The sequence below is a fragment of the Paenibacillus sp. J22R67 genome (assembly GCF_059692175.1).
Genome location: NZ_JCAUAX010000013.1, coordinates 78,786 through 97,494, shown reverse-complemented (window position 1 = coordinate 97,494; position 18,709 = coordinate 78,786). Strand labels below are relative to the sequence as shown.

Annotated in this window: 13 protein-coding genes; all 13 read right to left on the bottom strand. The window is 50.1% G+C overall.

All coding sequences use genetic code 11. From position 1 onward, the window contains the following. Nucleotides 1-26: 26 nt before the first annotated feature. Nucleotides 27-2,141 (bottom strand): phage tail protein, encoded by a 2,115-nt coding sequence (locus AC58VC_RS32530; protein ID WP_497375159.1) that lies wholly within the window; start codon nt 2,139-2,141, stop codon nt 27-29. A 30-nt stretch (nt 2,142-2,171) separates the two neighbouring features. Continuing rightward, the gene (locus AC58VC_RS32525) at nt 2,172-4,394 is read right to left on the bottom strand and encodes a putative baseplate assembly protein (protein WP_497375157.1); all 2,223 of its coding nucleotides are present in this window, start codon (nt 4,392-4,394) and stop codon (nt 2,172-2,174) included. Nucleotides 4,395-4,449: 55 nt separating this feature from the next. Then, on the bottom strand, nt 4,450-7,521 hold the full coding sequence (locus AC58VC_RS32520; protein WP_497375155.1) for a baseplate J/gp47 family protein: 3,072 nt from the start codon (nt 7,519-7,521) through the stop codon (nt 4,450-4,452). 55 nt (nt 7,522-7,576) lie between these two features. Then, entirely contained in the window at nt 7,577-7,978 is a 402-nt protein-coding gene (locus tag AC58VC_RS32515) for a GPW/gp25 family protein (protein ID WP_079410475.1), read from the bottom strand. Nucleotides 7,979-7,995: 17 nt separating this feature from the next. Beyond that, nucleotides 7,996-8,721, bottom strand: a complete 726-nt coding sequence (locus AC58VC_RS32510; RefSeq protein WP_497375153.1) for a phage baseplate assembly protein V — start codon at nt 8,719-8,721, stop codon at nt 7,996-7,998. Then, entirely contained in the window at nt 8,721-9,812 is a 1,092-nt protein-coding gene (locus AC58VC_RS32505) for a phage late control D family protein (RefSeq protein ID WP_497375152.1), read from the bottom strand. Before AC58VC_RS32505 ends, AC58VC_RS32510 begins: the two co-directional genes overlap by 1 nt. A 4-nt stretch (nt 9,813-9,816) precedes the next feature. Continuing rightward, on the bottom strand, nt 9,817-10,443 hold the full coding sequence (locus tag AC58VC_RS32500) for a CIS tube protein (RefSeq protein WP_186456340.1): 627 nt from the start codon (nt 10,441-10,443) through the stop codon (nt 9,817-9,819). Nucleotides 10,444-10,479: 36 nt separating this feature from the next. Further along, nucleotides 10,480-15,285 (bottom strand): hypothetical protein, encoded by a 4,806-nt coding sequence (locus tag AC58VC_RS32495; RefSeq protein ID WP_497375150.1) that lies wholly within the window; start codon nt 15,283-15,285, stop codon nt 10,480-10,482. A gap of 42 nt (nt 15,286-15,327) precedes the next feature. Next, a complete protein-coding gene (locus AC58VC_RS32490) occupies nt 15,328-15,771 on the bottom strand; it encodes a phage tail protein (protein ID WP_497375148.1) in 444 nt (147 codons plus the stop codon). 7 nt (nt 15,772-15,778) lie between these two features. Then, on the bottom strand, nt 15,779-15,958 hold the full coding sequence (locus AC58VC_RS32485; protein WP_497375295.1) for a DUF6760 family protein: 180 nt from the start codon (nt 15,956-15,958) through the stop codon (nt 15,779-15,781). A gap of 20 nt (nt 15,959-15,978) precedes the next feature. Next, nucleotides 15,979-16,356 (bottom strand): phage tail assembly protein, encoded by a 378-nt coding sequence (locus AC58VC_RS32480; RefSeq protein WP_145658799.1) that lies wholly within the window; start codon nt 16,354-16,356, stop codon nt 15,979-15,981. 85 nt (nt 16,357-16,441) lie between these two features. Beyond that, nucleotides 16,442-16,876, bottom strand: a complete 435-nt coding sequence (locus AC58VC_RS32475; RefSeq protein WP_145658801.1) for a phage tail protein — start codon at nt 16,874-16,876, stop codon at nt 16,442-16,444. A gap of 42 nt (nt 16,877-16,918) precedes the next feature. Continuing rightward, nucleotides 16,919-18,652, bottom strand: a complete 1,734-nt coding sequence (locus tag AC58VC_RS32470; protein WP_497375145.1) for a phage tail sheath subtilisin-like domain-containing protein — start codon at nt 18,650-18,652, stop codon at nt 16,919-16,921. Nucleotides 18,653-18,709 lie beyond the last annotated feature (57 nt).

Here is an 18,709-nt window from a genome sequence, read left to right as displayed (position 1 = left end):
CCCTCACCTTCCAAGGCTCATTTCGTTTATTCGATTTCGGAATCCAGTTCCAACCGGGTATGTATATCCATGCGTTTATCGCGATCCACATCGATCAGCACCGTGTTGTAAGGCATCGAGGAACGCTGGTCGAGCGTTAATAACGTAGGCTCAGATAAGTAAGTGTTAATTCCTAGATACGTATGCATATCCGCGTACATCCACGGCTGCAGAACGATCAGTTTGCCTTCGGTGTAAGCAGGCTTTTGGTCTTCAATAATTTGTTCGATCGTGAGTCGCTGCGCGTCGGTACGCACCACTTCGGGCCCCAGCATAATGCAGAAGCAGTAAGGATTATCCCCGTATAATTGGGCAAAAAGCTGCCGCAACTCCGATGTCTCCTGCATCTGTTTGAATTGAAAATATTCCAGTAAAAAAGGTTCCGTACCTGTATAAATCTTCAGCATGTTAATCAAGCCCTCGCGAGTACCGCGCAATTTATACAGTTCAGGAGCCTGCTTCATCAATTCCCTTAGCTTCTTCTCGCCCCATGCTTCATGATCGGTAATCGCCAGCCATCGGCCCAACCATTCGAGATAAGTGCCAGTTACCGCATCCGGATCAAAATGAGCGGAAATATGGTCGATTTTATCCTCCATATCATCGAAAAACGTGCTGAACATCCCTAGAAAACGCTCCAGAAAAGGGCTGTGCTCCTCATCCTGCTGATAGATCGGCGGCAGATAGTCAATCAAGGATGTTCTAGGGTAGTACACGCGCAGCTTGCGAATGTACGGCGACTTTTGCTCGCTGCCGATCAATTCCATTTTGAACCAGAGATAACGGCCCCTCGCATTCAGCAGCGCATCCTTTGGATTGAGAATCGGTTCTGACCACAAATCGCGAGTAGCTGCCAGCTTTTCACGCACCCCAATATCCGGATCCGTCAGGTAGCTTGTATAGTTTACGTAGTCGCCATCTACCAGCCCTTCACTTTCATCCGAGGCAAAATAGGAAAAGCGAACCTGCGTCTCCTCTGGAATATCGGCTTCGAGTCGTATTTTGTGCCACTGGGTTTCAGTTTCTGTCGTATCCAGGTCTCCCGAGAAATATACCGCCTCCGGCAGTTGAGTACCCTCAAGCAGCATCGTCCGGGCACGAAGATCAAGTAAGCTTACCTGACCGCTAATCCGGTCAAACACGTACAGCCGATTCCGGCTGTCATGCACCAGCGTGTCCGCTCGACCACGGAAATTCGTAACTTTATCGAAAAACTCGCCATTTCCGCGATATTTGAGAATAAACCGCTCGGTAACCCCCTCTTGCTGTGCGTATCCGCTGTCCCCTATATAGAGATTATGATTCGTATCAATGGAAATGCCAGCAAAGCGCCCTTCCTGCTCCAGTTTAAAATGCAGCGGCTCCCGACCATCCTCATGGAACACGGTTACGGTTCTGAGGTGTGCATCCAATAAAGCCAGAGTGCCATCTGCAGCAGCAGTGAAATACCGCCCTTTTAGTGCTGAAACATCTACCGCCTCTTCCATGCGGTGCATGTCATGCTCATATACACGCACGACCTCGCCTGCCGAGCTCCACTGAAGGATGCCAATCCTGCCGCCTTTGGGAACTTCCGGACTTCCATTCATACCAACCGCAATATCCAAAGGAACTGTCGTATAAAAGGTATGCTTCGTCGCTAATTTGGAATTGACTGAGAGGGGGAACAGCTCTAGCCCCTGCCACGCATCAACTGCCCACATGGTCTGTCCATTGGAGAGGGAATACACAGCAATTCTTCTTTCAGTCGCTTGCTCGCTATCCGCAATGACCAGAAGATCGGACATGGAGGCCAGCTTCGCTTGGTGACTGAACAGCCCGTGCCCATGCCGAAATAACGACTCGAGATGGCGGCTTTGATCATCATAAATCCACACATTCGAGGCCTCGTCCAGCAAAATTAGCTTCCTTCCAGCGCCAACCGTCATCTCATGAATCGGGTGTATGCCTTCCAGCTCGTCTGTGCGAACGATGCGATGAATGCTGTACTTCTCTGTTTGCTTAATCGAAAAGCCCTGCTCCCGCATATCGATGTTAGCCTCATAGCCCTGCTCCCAATCGAGCGGTTTGTTCAATGAAAAAAACGTTTGTCCATCCTGCATCGTTCGTCACCTCTTTTCTGTTGTGAAGCGCTATAAATCCATCTGGCTAATCGTCTCCACCTCATGATTGCCGGAGTAAACCAACGCATAAGGCGGAATATGAATATCGCCGGCGCCATCCTTGTGAAAACCAGTGCCTTCGGCATCCAGCCAAAGATCCTGCACATAGACTACACCTTTGATCCGGGAAATAACACCGTATATATCGCCTTTGTACACCGTTCGACCGAAACGCCAGCCCTCCGAGCCCTGACCATGATCCATCGGTTGGAGCAGGATTCTCAGCTCTTGGGTAATGCGGCGCTGCTCGTTTTTGTACTTCGGCTCCATGACAACCACGGCGTGAACCGTGATTTTGATATACTCCGCCGGAATCACGTGGAGCTCTGTCGTCAAAAGCCGATGCCGATCCAGATGCCCCTTGATCGTTTGCAAAAAGCCTTTACTCGCCTTCGGCTTATCGCTCTCGCTATAAGGCACGACCGCGACGGTCATCTGCGCTGGCGCCTTGACCTTGGGATAGTCCCGCATGCCGGGCTTGTACAGCGGGATCGCTTTCACCCGCGCGACGCGCAGACCCGGCGTCGCCTTCGCGATGCGCTCGTAGTCCTCGCCGGTCACCGCTCTTGTTGGCGTGTCCAGCTCGCGCCGCACGCGCAGCTTCGCCTGCGTGAGCGTCTCCGCTTCCAGGCCGCCCCGCGCCGGGAACGGATTCGTCACGCTCACGCCAGGCTCCTCCGTGAAGCCGGTCACGAGGCCGTCCTTCACGTTGCCCCGCTCGCCCCCGCCCGCTTGCAGCGCCAGGAACCGGATATTCGGTTCCACCGACTTGGGCGGGACAAGCCCCGCTTCGTTATTGCCGAAGCGGATGGTTCCAGCCTCAGCGTCGTAGACGTAATGCCGGTCCGTGGACTTCGAATTATCGAAGTCATCCACGGACTGCCAGTCGTCCCACACGACGCTGCCTCCCCCACGCGGCCAATAGCCGACCTGCAGCAACATGCTGCTAGGTTTGAACGTGCGGCCGCGAGCGACCTCAAAGGTCTGCCCCGGCAGACCTTTGCTGCCTCCAACATAACGGCCGTAGTCGAACTCGGCCGTGTAGGCAATGAGCCGCACCCGCTGCGCGCCTTGCGGCGGGATGCTGCCGTTCACCCCGTCGCCAAAGCGTAGACGTGTCGTACGGCGGGCCGAATCCTGCAGCAGCTGGCAGACGAGATCATCCGGTCCGTAGTCCTCCAGCTCAGCGACGATGTGCCAGTCGAGCCAGCGGCCCTGCTCATTCTGCACCTGCACGGTGTGCAGCCCACCAAAGGCGAGATAAGAGCTGACCTCGAAACGCTGATTAGGTTCTCCCGTACTGCTAAATGCCGTCACTTCACTGAAAGTTTCCTGTTCTGCCGCCTGCACACTGTTCAGGCTTACTTTCTCGATCTTGGGCGGAAGCTCGTAACCGTCCTCTTCCAGTGTACAGCAGATCCAGTAGCGGCTGCGGTCATCAGCTGGATAGAGCGCCATTGGCTTCATCTCAGAAGTAATGCGGAAACGCACTTCACCGCTCTGTGACAGGTGAACCGTCGTGTCGCTCACAGCTTCAACAGGCAGCCATCCTTCGCTTTGTCCACGCTGCCCCTGCTCTGCTATTTGTCCTGCTCCAGCGAACGTCCATCCCACCTTCGCAGATGAAATGACTGGCGTTGCCGCATCCTGCCGATGACTTACACGGACTGGATAACGATCGTACAGCTGAAAAGCTAAGGAAACCTCTGTTTCCACTGGCAGTGCACGATCGAACCCTAGATAGAGATGTGCACCTGCAATCGCATCTGATCCAAAAGCGTAATAAGCAATCTTCGCCTGGTTATTCGATGTAAAATCGCCAGCTGCCGTCTCTGTGCGCACCAGCACCTTCTCCAATGTCGACGGTACGAGCTGTACCGTGCGAGTCGTCTCAAAGCGCTGATCCATGGCTTGCAGCGGAGTCCCTTTGGGAAGCACAAGCGGCTGATCCACGTTTGAAAATGCCACATCACAAACAGCCGACACCGCTTCTCGCGGGCGAATGCCGAGCAGCTTCAGGAACTTCCGCTCATTTTTCTCCGTTACGCGGTCTAAGTAATACTGCTGCATCTCGGTCATCCATGACATCAACTCCAGCAGCGTAATCCCAGGGTCATGTTCATTTTCATCTGTCCACTCGGGAAACAGCTTAGGAATCGACTTCCGCGCCTCCATCACCATCTGTTCAAACATTCGGTCATCCAAATTAGGGATTGGCAGCACTTGTGCTCACCTCCTTAGATAATTATTACAAAGCGTTCACGACCACCTTATGCTTGCCGCTCACAATAATGCCGTGCGGGAGCACCGGGAGTCGGTTCACATCCAGCTCAACACGCTCGCCGTCCTCCAGCTTATAGACCGTCATGTAGAGCTTCTCTACATGGCTGATCGTTCGAATCGTCTTCAGCAGCGCATAAAAGACAGATGGGTGAATTTGCTGGCCGATAGCCCAGCCCTTGCCGTCAAAATTTCCAATCAATGGATCCAAGAAGCGGTTCAACTTCTCCATGGCCTGTATTTCCGTCATGACGACAGCATCCATGCCTTCAACAGCAACGATAGCCGAAACGGAAATTTCCATATACACCGGCTCGATCACTTGGAGCCGCTCCGGGAAAGCCACGAGACTCGACGCGCGCTCGATGATATAACGCTCAACTTGCTTCTTAAGCACAGGAAACGCAAGGCTTCCCTGCTGGCCTTCTTTTGGCAAAATGACAAGAGTCATGGCGCCGATCTCTTTTTTCATATAAGCGTTTCGATTGGCGATACAGCTCACTTTGGCGATGTTCGGGTAGGCTTCGCGCGCGAGCCATTCGTAATCTTTGGCCGAAACCGCACGGTTTCTGTGCTTTAGCATCTCAGGCCCGCGCTCTAGGGCAGATTCCAGCTTCTCGGCTTGGCAGCCACCAGAGGCCGGCTCCGGATTATACACTTCACCGACAAATGCGATAGAATCCTGCATCTGATTAATTTCACGCGCACCTACATTACCTACTTGCCCCGAAGTCACTTGATAGGTAACTTTAAGCTGCGCCAATCCACCTTTTGGCGGATGCATGCCATGGACGCCATCGCCGACACGGATGCGGCCAAATGTACGATCGATCATATAATGGCGATCTTTATTGCCTGAATCCGCCATTTGTCGTACGGAAATCCAACGAACCCACAGCTGCAGCAAATTGCCTTCCGAATCTCGGCTAATTTCCATTTGCGGTGTGCCAGCTCTTTCGTACTCAGCAATCTCTTCTTCTGTAACGAATTCCGTCTCATCAACCCACACTTCTTCCGATACGATGCCGTTCCGGCTTAGCTGGTATTCGAGTTCTTCCAGCCCTTTGGCCTCAGGAACTTCTCCGATAATCGTCTCCTGTTGGAGAACCTGAACGGTGTTCATATAGAGTCCATGAAGCGTAGGAATCTGAATCCGTCCTGTCGTATCATCATATTTATCGTCACGGTTCACAGCACGAATCCAGAATCCCTCTTTGCCAAACAACGATTCACCAGCAAAGTCAGAAGGGCCAACAAACTGCACGGTCCCGCTCTGCGTCAAACCGTTCGTATCATCGATCACCTTAAGAGGTGCCCATTCGGAAGCATGTCCCGGCATTAAACCAGCACGCAAATACTCCCATTCCAGCAGAGGCAAGTCCTGCTCAGCAAATCGCTGCTGCTTCACCGAAACATAGAGCGAAATCGGGCCTTTAACAGGGGGTGAATCGAAACATAGATGTAACGCCGGATGACTGCCTGCTAGTGGCTGAAAGGGCTCGTAGCCACCTTCGAGCTGCTTGCTGTGACGTGTCCGATCCTCAAACACCGTGTTATTCAGCGCCAAACACCGTTCAGCAGGGTAAAGGCGATCCTCGTATTCGTAAGTCATAGAGACCTCATCGATCCAAGGGGATAAGTAAAGCGCCTGCGCCACGTAGGCATTCTCGATATGCAAAATCCTTGCTCTTATCCAATGATTTTCATTGCCGTTCACATAAGTAGCTTCAAGGTCAAGCGGGCAGCGGAAGCTAATGTCCTTACGCACTTTCTGTTCCTTTGGGTAATAAAACAGCTTCTCCGCTTCTTTGCCTACCTCTAGACGCACCCAAGTTGTACCATTCCAATACTCCCAAGCGACCTGCAGCACCGTAATATGGATGACAGGAGGCTTATCGAATTTGGACTTTTTCATCACCATTTTCCAATCGATTTGATCAGCTAGCTCCGCTCCAAAACGGTTCTCAATGGCTTGCAGCCCAAAGCTCAGCTTAATATCGCCGTCTTTTTTCGTGAACACCTCTTGGCTCCCGATATAAAAAGTGCCATACAGTGCAAACTGGTCGCCAAACGGATAGAAGCCGCTCGGATCCGCAGCAATATCATTGTAAAACATAAGGTCCGGCTGAATACCGCCTTGTTCAAGCAAATCCGTGTAATCAGTTTTGAACGAAATATGGTCCATGGATAACTGGCTGTCCGCCAACGTTTTCCCTCCGGGCAGAAGAGGCTTCAAACGACACTGAATCCATCTGCCATCTCTTCCGTTTACTTCTTTCCGGGCAAGTTCCCCCTCGTGTGCTTTCGAGAGAATAACCCGATTCCCCTTAGCTGCTACTTGGTCAAAAGGCATCCATCCATCCGCTGTGGCATACAGCCACTCGGTTAATTGCGGGTCAGCCAGTTGGCTTGAGAGCGCAAGCTCTTCAAACCGCCGTTTGGAGTTGCGGAATTCAATCTCAATCCGCGCCGTGCTGGACAAGGTGAAGAGAGCGCTATGCTCCAGAAAGATCGCATGCTCCTGCAAATTATCGCCCTGCAGCCGAAAAAGCGCCGTCGGGGCTGCCAAACCTTGCCGGGATGCGGTCAAAAACTCCTCCGCGATGCGAATAATCTTATCCTGTTTACGGCTGGTCACGTAAGCGTCCGTCAGCAGGGCAGGCGTCAACAGGGCGCTGCGGGCGGTTTCATACAGAATATGACTGCCTTCGGCTGCAGCTGCAACCTGCGTACCCGCCGATATATACACGGACTCCTTCGTCCCCTCATTCAGCGCGAAAGTCAAATAACTGCTAGCTGGTCTCGCCGGAAGCAGCGTGACATCGAACATGTTGAGGAACGAAATGAGGTTTTTCGTAGGCACTCGGTTCAAACGTTTGATGTTGTCATGAAACATGTCCGCGAACATGAGGAATAACGCTGAACCCGGATCCGGGTTCTCAGGCGTAAAGCGCCATTCCGGTGTGTAATAAGGCGCCATTTCCTTCATCTGCGCTATGAGATCTGGTATATCTCTGGGATCAATTTTGGGAGGTTGCATCGCTCAGCTCCACCTCCTCTCTTGCACGTATCATCATCGTTTCCGCTGCCTCTTTCTATTTAGAACCTTCATATAAGTAAAAAGGATACACTTGGTTAAACAAGTTATTCGTCGTACGGACTAGATAAGAGATGCGAATCATCACTTTACCTGGATCATCTGCTTCTGGCACAGCCTTCACGTCCACCTCATGGACTCTCGGCTCCCAATTGCGAATCGCCTCTTGAATATTGCTCTCCAGCAGATGCAGCGATGTATCGTCCGTTAGGCCAAAAATAAACTCCTGCACGCCGCAGCCAAAGCTCGGACGCATAACACGTTCTCCCTGTGTGGTGCCCAAAATAACGCGGATCGCTTCAGCGATGTCTTCCTCATATTCGGACATTCGAATTCGCCCTGTAGCAGGATCGACCTGAATCGGGAATTTCCAGCCTCGCCCCAAAAATGCTTCCGACACCTGTCCACGCTCCTTCGTTAATTGATTTTGACCATACTGCCTTTAATATTAATGATGCCATCCGACTTCAAATCCAGCGTAGCCCCTGCCTTAAGTGCCATCGTCGCTGATGCTTCTATGTTAATTTGCGTTGATTTAATTTTAATTTCTTTGGAGCTTTCAATCGCTACTTCGCCTTTGGCATTAAGCGTGATTTTGGACGTTTGGCTGACAACCGAAATCTCATTAGCCGACCCGCCTTTGATCATTATCTTATTATTCCCGCTCTGATCCGCAATTGAAATGCTGTCGTCCTTATCCTTCAACTCGATAATTTGACCTTTTTTCGTCTTTATCGTGATGCTCTCGTCACCACTTTTATCATTGAACGATAATTCATGGCCTGAACGAGATTTGATCATCCGCAGATCGTTTTTGTCTGCTGGTGTCGGTGGCTTATTCTTCGGATTCCACAACATGCCGATCACGAAAGGCTGACGCAGCTCTCCGAGATGGAAAGCGACTAGTACCTCATCATTCACTTCCGGGATAAAAAGACTGCCCATCTCCTTACCGCCCATCATCGTGGCAATGCGGACCCAATCCGTTTCGGTTTCCGTTTCTTGCAGTGGCAGCTTCAGCTTCACCCGCCCGAGCTTATCTGGATCGTTATTGTTAGTCACAACTGCGACCATAACACCGCCGATTTTCTGGGAAGCGAAGTTGGCGACACCGCCTAGGGTGATATCGGGAAGTTTGAACATTATACGGCATTCCCTCCTATTTGAAAGCGTGTCGTATAACCATCATCATTAATCAGGTGTGTAGCGCCCATCACATAATAGGGCTGATCAAACTTTTTGCCTACACCATCAAGCTTGATGTACCGCCCTGCCCTGATTTCCGGAATGCCGATGCATTCCCCAGAACCGCTGGTCAACTTCATCGCCCGTCTGTTCAACAAGGCACTGGCATACGTTTTGGCTTCCTCTACAGAGGTAACGTTCGTATAAACATGCTCCACGAAATCCCCTCTGGATGCGAGTATATCTTTACCCGTCTTGGAATTACCGCCAAGCTTCGAGATGGTGGCCGACTCTCCTTCGATCACTTTCAACTCTTTGTTATCCCATGCCCTCACTTTCACGCTAGTGATTTGCTCGGCAAGATTCATGTCTAGTGTTAGCGTGCGCAAGGTTTTTCCCATTTCCAGCGTCAATACAGGCGACATCTCAGTAAGCGGCTTGCGGAAATACAAGTTCTTCCCGACAACAAAGAAATCATAGTTAACCAAATTGGCCAAATTTTGAATAAAATGAAAGTCATTAATCTGGCTTTGGGCAATCACCGGATATTCCGTCGTCGTCGCATCCACATGAACTTTGGCGCCGTAGGTTTTGGCGATTTCCTCTACAATATCGCTATATTTCTTTTTGTTCCACGAGCGGGACTTCGTTCCCTTCATCATCAAATACGAGAAATCCATCCCTCGTACAATAAGACCAGGCGCCCCGTCTTCTGGGAAATCGACGACGACAGATGTGATAAATCCAGTAAATACGGGCGTGAATTTATCCACATAACCAAGACTAATGTCGATGGCCTTCCCCAAAGTAAACTCAGTAAGCCACTGAAAATCGTTTTTCATCACATCGTAAGCGTTCGTTACTCGGAATGAAAAAGAATCCGCTGTTCCATCAATTGAGGTCTCCACGCGTATCGTGGAAATGGCCATATTATCAGAAAGCTTCGTCCCATCAACCGTAATTAAGTAAGCTGGCGCGAAAAATTCTTTGTACTTCTTAGCTAAATCATCATAAGTGAATGTGCTTGATTCCAAGCTTAAAGTTGCCATCCGATCAGTCCAATCTTGGGACAGCAATACGTCGTCCCGTTACGACTTTAAGCGGATTATCGATCTGATTGGCTTTGGCGATTTCCCGCCATAGGCTTGGATCTTCATATTCATGAGCAGCAATCATCCAGAGCTGTTCCCCTTGCTTCAGCATCTTCTGCTTCGTTCGGTCCGCCGAGTGGCGAGGAATGGTCTGCAGCTGCTCTTTCTTCGTATGCCAGGAGCGAAAGGTAACTTTCAGCTTGGCACGAACCGGCACTCCTGTATCGAGAAACATCGTGAACTGTTGATTCACCTTTTCAACAACGCCTTTGAAGTCTAGGGAACCCCAGACAAATCGGCAAATCGGAGGCGCATGCAGTTCCTTTTCTACATCCAGAAGACCGGATATTTTCTTCGTATATTCACGGACGTCCGTCCCTTTTTCGTAGGTGTCAAAATAAAAATCCATGGAGAGCGTGGTCGTCCCACCACTCACGAATTGGCCGATAGGCATGGACAGACCCGGCACCGTATTCCAAGAATAGCTGTTGGTCGTATCAAGTGTATACTCACCCGGATTAAACAAAACTTGCACATTCTCTTTGCTGTTTCCCTTGTCTACGATAATCATGGCTTTCTTGAGTGCCACAGGTGTCAGTCCTTTCCTCTTCTTCTATGTAAAAAGTTAAAATCCACGTCGCTGCTGCTCGAACTTCATTCTTTTCTCGATTTCGCGGAATACCTTATCCGCAATCTTGGCGACATCCAGCTGCGGGATCTGCTTCATGAGCTCCTGCAGCTGCTCGCTAGTCAGCTCCGGCGGCGCTTGTGGAACCGGCGCCGCTGGGGTTTGGGCATCATCTGCGCTGGCTTTGGTGCGCAGCCAGTCCATTTCCAGCGGGGCATCCGCCAGCGCGCTGTTCGGTACAGGAGCCGCTGGAGCCTGCTTGTGCTCCAACGTTGGCAGCTGCGAGGCTAAATGCTCCTGCCTCGCGGACGTGATGCTGCCGCCTCGGTTAGGCAGCAACATGCTGGCGCTGCGCTGAGCGCCAGCGGTTGTGGCGGCGGCTCTGCCAATGGCAGCCGCCTGTGTGAAACTGCCCCCCCCGTAGGCGGGCAGGAGGTTTACCGCTGCGGCTGGCGAAGCCGCAGCGCTTCCCGCAGGAGCAGCGATGCGCGCTCCTGCGCTGCTCGCCAGCAGCGGCATGACACGTGGTGTCATGCTGGCGGGCTGGCGAGCCATTGACGCGCGCGTCGTGCGCGCGTCTGCTCTTGCCGCTGCCCGCGAAGCGGCAGCGGGCTGCTCTGCCTGAGCGCGCGCTTCTTCCAGCGCGCTCAGGGCTCTGATGGTTCGCTCTGCAGAATCAGTTAGGAAGCTGCCAGCTTCCGACTGATGGAGCGAACCAGAACTCGCGCGAAGCGCGCGTTCGCTTTCGGCGGCTATGGTTTGCCGCTGAATATGCTCTACTTGCGCACCGCGCCTAGCTCCCGTGGCAGGCTGCTTCCGCGATTGCATTGCGCTCCCTGCCTGCAATTGTAGCTTCGCGCGTGCCTCAGCTTCCATCAACATCAACCGATGAACTTCGGTTGATCTGTTTGTATCCATCAGATTCGAATTTAGCGTCCTTACTTGACCTGGGCTAGCTGAGTTTCCCTCACCCGGCGAGGCTTTGGTCGTTCTACCTACCATTGGAACTGAAGTTGCTATTCCTCTAGCGATACTTAAGGGCTTACTCTGAGCGATTCCAGACGATGATTCTCTTGCAGGTGTTACAGATTCTATCAGTTCTTTATCATATACAGTACGGTCGCTGCTTTCCGGTTCCATTTTTCTATCCAGAGAAGACTGTCCCTCTCTTTGTCTCCAAATGGCTTGGACGGCAGAAACTGACGACTGCTTCCGCAGTACTGCATCAGTTTGCCTATTCCTCAGCATCCCGATTTCCGCTGCCGCCGGTGCAAGGCTCGGTCCCATGTTTTTCAAGCTGTTTTCCGTTATTCTTGAAGCAATCTCAGCTGCAAAACCTCCAGAAGACAGGCTGCTTTGTGTCCAATTGTTCGATCCCTTTTCACTCGCGTTTACAGTCAACCGACTGCGTCTGGCTTGTTCTTGTGGTACCGCTGAATCGGGTATCTGCTGCTCCGCCGGTTTGCGGAAAATCCTTTCAACCATCCGTCCAAAAGAGTTCGATCCTCTTACCCGATCTCCCCTAGCACCTTCAGCGGAATGTTCTGTAATTTCACTGACCATGCGGCTGCTCGGTCTATTTTGGCCATTGATTGCTTCCATCACGGTAAAAATAGAGCCTATTTTCGCGATACTGGACTCTGCGATTTTTGCAGATATCTCAGAAGCTAAATCAGCTGAAGGTAAAGTGCTCTGCACGACATCAGCATCCAGCTCAGCCATTTGGTTTGCTACCCGATCTTCGTGATTAACGCTGCTTCGTTCCTTGCTTGCTGGAGAGCGGAATATACGCTCAGCCTCTTGGAGGCGCGTGCTTGCTTTTAGACTAGCACGGTACCCGTCGAAGGGACTTGCCGAAACTAAATTCGCTAAGCTATTTCCATTTTTTTTAGCTATATTTGTAGATATCTCAGAAGTTATGTTTGAAGGTTGGTGTACGCCTTGTGCTGAGGAAACGATATTCCCCGCTTCAGATCGACTTCCCCCTACTTGTTTCTCCAACTTAGAAATGGATCGAAATACCCGCTGAGTGTTTTGCACGACGGAACTTGCCTGTAGACCGGCTCGAAAACCTTCCATTTGCCTACCCATTGGGCTTTGCAGACTTATCGGCTGTATGTTCTCACCATGATTCATTTCATGAGAACTACCCCGTAGCGCTGTACCAGCTTCACTACTTCTATCCGATAGTCTCCGCTGACTACTGTCCCCTCGCAACATTCGCGGTTTGGGCATCGTCATAAGTTTAGGATTTGTATATATACTTCCAACAATAGAATCATTAGAAGATTGCTGTCTTTGTTTTTGGAGGAGCTGCTGCAGCAATTTTTCATTGCTTTGTATTTTCAAGGCAGCTTCTACACCATTTTCCATGGCGCTGGGCTTTCTATGAATAAGCTTGGAAGCTCTGGACGCACTTTCATGACTTGAAATAGCAGGAATCCGCTGTCCACTCACACGACTAGCGACAGGCTGCACAGCGTGCTCCATTACGGAACTCTGTTCCATCTTGCCCGCAGCTCGCATAGTTGGGCTAGCTGCTCTTACATCATCAGTAAGTTTCTCGTCATTGGAAATTGCTCCAGCTTGCTTTAACTCATCGTTCCTCTGTCTAACCGCCGGATCACCTGCTGCATGATCAACCACTTGCCCAGGCTGCTGCACGTATCCTTGCTGAAGAACTTCCGTCTGTACATCCGTGTGTGCTGAATTTTGAGCTCTCTCTTGGTCCTGCACACTCTGCTGCTCTTGCGCTCTTTCTTGCTCTTGCACACTCTGCTGCTCTCGAACTCTTTCTTGCTCTTGCACACTCTGCTGCTCTTGCGCTCTCTCTTGCTCTTGCACACTCTGCTGCTCTTGCGCTCTCTCTTGCCCTTGCACTGTCTGCTGCTCTTGCGCTCTCTCTTGCCCTTGCACTGTCTGCTGCTCTCGCGCTCGCAAGCCCTCTTGCTCTTGAGCTAGTTGCTGCTCCTGCACGACACCTTGCTCTTGGCCACCTATACTACCTTGCCAATGAGCTCCAGCTTGATCCTGCTGATTTTGAGTTTCATCCCCTTGATTCTCCACTCGCTCTTGCAAAATTTGCAATTGCTCCTGAAGCTCTGCGGCGCGTTGATTAAGCACACTCTCCTGCGCACGCACTCTTTCTTGCTCTTTAGCTCGTTCCTGCTCTTGCTCTAGTTGCTGCAGTTCTTGTTGTTCTTGCAGCTCTTGCTCCCGCATCCGTACTCTCTCGCGTTCAAGCACATGCATGTCCAAACGTTCCTGGATGCGAGTTTGCTCTTGCGCTTGAACTTGAGCATCCATACGCGCTTGCTCTTGTCCTTGTGGCTTACGCCACACGCGTGGCGAATTCAACCCGCCTCTCCGAGCTTCAGCGCTTGCATTCAAACTAGTCGTCGCGTGCATAGCAAAGGGTACAGTTGACGTTAAGCGAGAAGCATTAATCGCAACTGGGGCTTGACTCGTTGCCAGGAAACCTCTGGACGTTGAAGCCTCAGGTTTACGATCCATCCTCCTATCACTTCTAGGAGAAGTCGGCATTGAATCTATTGTAAATGCAGCCTCCTGAGAAGCGTTTCTTACTAACAAACTATTGATGAACTGCACCGTCGCCGGCACCGTCCATGTCGAAAAGGGACCTTCGCCAAGCTTTGGCAACGTTTTGCGGGATAACGCCGGCGAGCTTATGGCCGTAATATCCTCCGCAAACACCTGTTGATGCTGCATCTTATTGACCAACTGTGGCTGAACTACTTCATTCAAAAATAGCGAAGCTGCCTGTAAAACGGAAGGCTGACCTGAACCTGAACCTGAACCTGCCCTTGCACTCGATACAGTAAAAGAACCAGAGCCTTGTTTTTCAAGTGCTCCTACAGATGACTTGCCTTCTTGAAACTGTTCAAGTAAACGCGAAGTTTGTTGAATAGCCTCTACATGATTAGCCACGTTAATATGACTAGTCTTAGATGAACTATTTAAGCCAGTGCCAGTTGCAGGCTGATCACCTTTTTCACGAATGACATTTCTATGAAAAAGGTGAATGTTTTTAAGCTGTATGTTTACATTTTGAGTTGTATGTTGATGTCTGCTCACCGTCTGTGACTGCAGTTCCGGCATCGAACGCCGGCTGCTGCCAACCATCCCTATCGATGCAGCGATCTGCCCAATCGAGCGGTTAATTAACGGTAAGCTTCCTTTATTAACGTGATTAATTAATGCGGGTTTGACCCTTTTCTCACTTAGGGATTCCGGGGTCATCTCAGGACGATTCATATGGTTAACGGATGACTCAGCTTCGAGTCGCTTCTTGCTTTTGCGCTCTTTTTTCTTAACCGGCTTCTCAGCTGGCAGTTGCGCTTGCAGATGAGCCGAAGTTACATCCGATGCACTTGAAGATCTATGCGATAACGCTTGGGCCGCCGGAATTTTATACCCGGCATTCGTCATAAGCTGCTCTATCTGACGAATGGATTGTTGCTTTGTGATGAGCGGTGCTGATTCCGGATGCTGCAAGCTTTGTAAAAGCAATTCCAGCTGAATAACCCATGCTCGATCATTCGGATCTGTTAACGCCGCTAATTGTTTACGGCTGCGCATACCATTTTGCTTAAAAATAAGGGCTAACAATCCTAAATAGTTGTTTCGCCAGAAACCATATTTGCCCACAATGCCGGTCGCAAATAGATTCGATTCCCTTGCTGTACGTCCTGCAGAGCTGCTGCTTGTCACCGAAGTCTGCCAAACAGCTTTCTTGGCCTTTTTCTTCTTCGCTGGGGGTTTATTTGATTGTCGAGATTTCATAAACAATCCCCCTAAGAGTTATGGCCTTGATTCAAGTATTCCTTACTTTTTAAAAATCGTCTTCAAACCTTCATGTACCAGCTCGATAGACTCAATTGCTACGCTTCCGCTGGTGGCGTTCAAATCCGGTCCGTTCCATTTCACTGGAAAGGCTCCAAAGAAGTTCCAACGGCACATCTCCGTCCCTGCTTGATTATGCAGGATAATGGAGCCGTTTTTTCGTTTGATTTTACCTTGAGTAACGCTATCGTACCATTCCCATAGCTCACTGGAATTGGAGATGCCTCTTTTGAGCACAATGTTCGGGTATTTCGTATGTTCGATCATGTAGTGGGGGTGCGAATTGACACCGCCTTCCCATAACGGCTTTACCTCAGTCTCCGACTTCATGCCGGTCACCTCAGAAAAACCTCCAACGATCAGTCCGTCAAGCTCTACCACGAATCGAAATGCGCTGCCAACATTATGTGGTTTGGATATTTTCACTTATTACTCACCTCTTACCGAACACATCAAACGGGTTGTCAGACTGCTTTTTACCATCGTCATTCAGATTGCGGTTGATGCGAGAAATTTCCTCACACCACGTTCGGCGTTCCTTGTGTTCCATTGACATGATTTCATCATGCGTCCAATGAAAATAGTAAGCAATGAAGCCCACTTCCTCATAGATCTTGTCAATGGGATATCCGGTTATGCCCCCGCCATCTCGTCCAAAAAAGACACGTCCACATCGAACTCATGCTCACATTTCGGACAGCTAGTGTGCACGCTCGGCACTTCCATTTCATTAATTTGGCGATAAAAATTTTGCAAAAATGCGAGATCCGCTGTAAAAAACTTCTCAACGACTCTAGTATCAATTGCACGCAGATCACCAAGGTTGGTAATGACACGCGTCAATAAGATAATAGTCAGATAGCCAGGGTTTTGCTGAACGCGTTGATCACGCATAGGCAGGATTTCGTCTGCAGCTGTTGCTAACCGCATAACGCCTCTTTTGTGCAGGTTACCGTTCTCATCGACATATCCTCTAGGCAGTTCGAACTCGTATTCTGTTTTGAAAGCCATGATGGTTTCCTCCTTATGCTTTAAGCTGAAAAAAAGAAGAGATAGGAACCGGAGACTGCTGCTCCGGCGCCTACTCTAACAATCGTTACTTCGTGCGTGTCATACCTTCGTGAGCAAGTTCTAGGCTCTCAATGGCAACTTCATTGCCTGTACCTTTGAAGCTTGGTGCTGAGTACTTAGACGGCCATGCTTCGATAACCTGCCAAGTTGCTACGTCGCCGCCTTCTTCATTGATCGCGATGATCGTAACGGTTTTACGGGCAACTTTCCCTTGAATGGACTCGGACATCCAGTTGTACATATCCATGGAGTCAGTAACCCCCCACTTCAATGAGATGTTCCCGTATTTTGCAAGTCCCGGAAGCTTCCGAGGTGTAATGGTTTCATTGCCTTCACGGTATTCAATTACCGAAAGGGAAGCGTCAAATCCGGAGATTTCACTGAATCCAGCTTGCTGAATTCCTTCTACTTCAATTCTAAATCTAAAATTGCGGTATGGATCCCTACGTTCGCCAGCCATGTTATACCCCTTTCCTAATTTAAGAAATATCTAGCGTTTCAACTATTCTTCTCTTGTTTTCTGAGTAATGCGGAAGATCACGAACTCGGCAGGTTTCACCGGCGCTACCCCGATCACACAAATGAGTCGGCCATTATCAATGTCATCCTGTGTCATTGTGCTGCGGCCAATGTTAATGTAGAACGCCTCAGACGTACTTCCGCCCATTAAGGCGCCGTCTCTCCAAACACGCGTTAAGAACGCATCAATGGTACGTTGTACACGAGCCCAAAGCTGTTCATCATTTGGTTCGAAAACGACCCAGTTCGTGCCATTCTTGATGGACTCTTCAATAAAGATGAACAAACGTCTAACGTTAACATATTTCCATAAACCGTTAGAGGACGTTGTACGAGCACCCCATACACGAATACCTTGTCCGGCAAAAGCACGAATCAAGTTAACGCCTTGTGGGTTTAAAATATCTTGCTCGCCTTTGTTATATTGGCAATCTAGACCAACGGCACCGCGTACGACTTCGTTCGCAGGCGCTTTTTGTACGCCACGCGTTTGGTCGGAACGGGAGTAGATACCGATGACAGACCCTGATGGCGGGATGGAAATATTTCTTTTGTCTAATGGATCGAACACTTGAAGCCAAGGATTGTACATCGCTGCGTAAGAACTGTCAAAAATGTTGCGGTGCGTCATAACGTCAGCCACTTTTGTTTTCTCGCGCGGAATGTCAAGAACAGCGAAACGGCTGCCTAGGTTTTCACAGTGAGCAACCAGAGAAAGTTGCACGGTAGGCTCAGTTACACCAGGAATTGCCATGATGCTGACAACATCGTTGTCGATGAAAGACTGAATCCCTGTACGTTTACCAGGTCCACGATCTACACCCATGAAGATATCAGGCGTTACTTGCGCGATGGAACCGTTGCTTCCGCCTGACAGGGCGATCTGGAATTTCCCAACCGCTTCATCCTCGCCGGAAAGCACCTCAAAAGGAGCGATAGGGCCAAGATCTTTACCTTCTGTCAAATCCTTCACCGTAATGATGTTCGAACGCGAAACGATTTTCTCAATATGATTAGCTGCTGAGATGTTCAAGGACACTTTCTCGTATGTCTCAGCTTCATCGCCGTAGAATACATGCAACGTGAACTCGCAAGTTGTCAAAACCTTAGCAGCAAGCAGACCAGCGTCTACAACATCACCTTCCAGTTCTACGGAAAGCTCAATGATGTTATCTTGGGATGCGATGACTTTACTGTATTGCTTTTTGCCAGCTGCTTCGAAAGCAACGACGTCGCCTACGTTAAAGCCAGCGTTATTTTTCACACGGTATTGCGTTTCGCTAAGCACTTCGTAGATTTGTGTTTTGGCTTTGCTGGATGGCACAACTACGACACGAACTTGGTTGCCCCATGTTCCAGGGTTTTTGGAAGCAATTTGGAGAACTGCGGATTCTTTGTTGGTTTCCGCTTTATTCGTTGCTACTTTCGCATCAGTTGGCGCTACACGCATAACGTAACAACGGGAACCTCCGTTTAAATAAAAATGCTCAACAGCGTAAGAAAGGAAGCGATACTCGCCGAATTCGTTCTCGGACAAGTAGCTGCCGAATAAACGATGAAAATCAGCTACGCTTGTAACCAATTGAGGGACACCTTCAATTTCCCCTCTTTGCGCAAGCCCTATAAACCCGGCCGTACTTGTGCTTGCACCTTCAAGCGGTTGTGCACCACTGTCAAACTCTTCCACATAGACTCCAGGTGATAAATAGTCAGCCATTGTTCCCCAGTTCCGTCAATATGGCATTAAAATAAATGACACAGCCATAGACGTGAA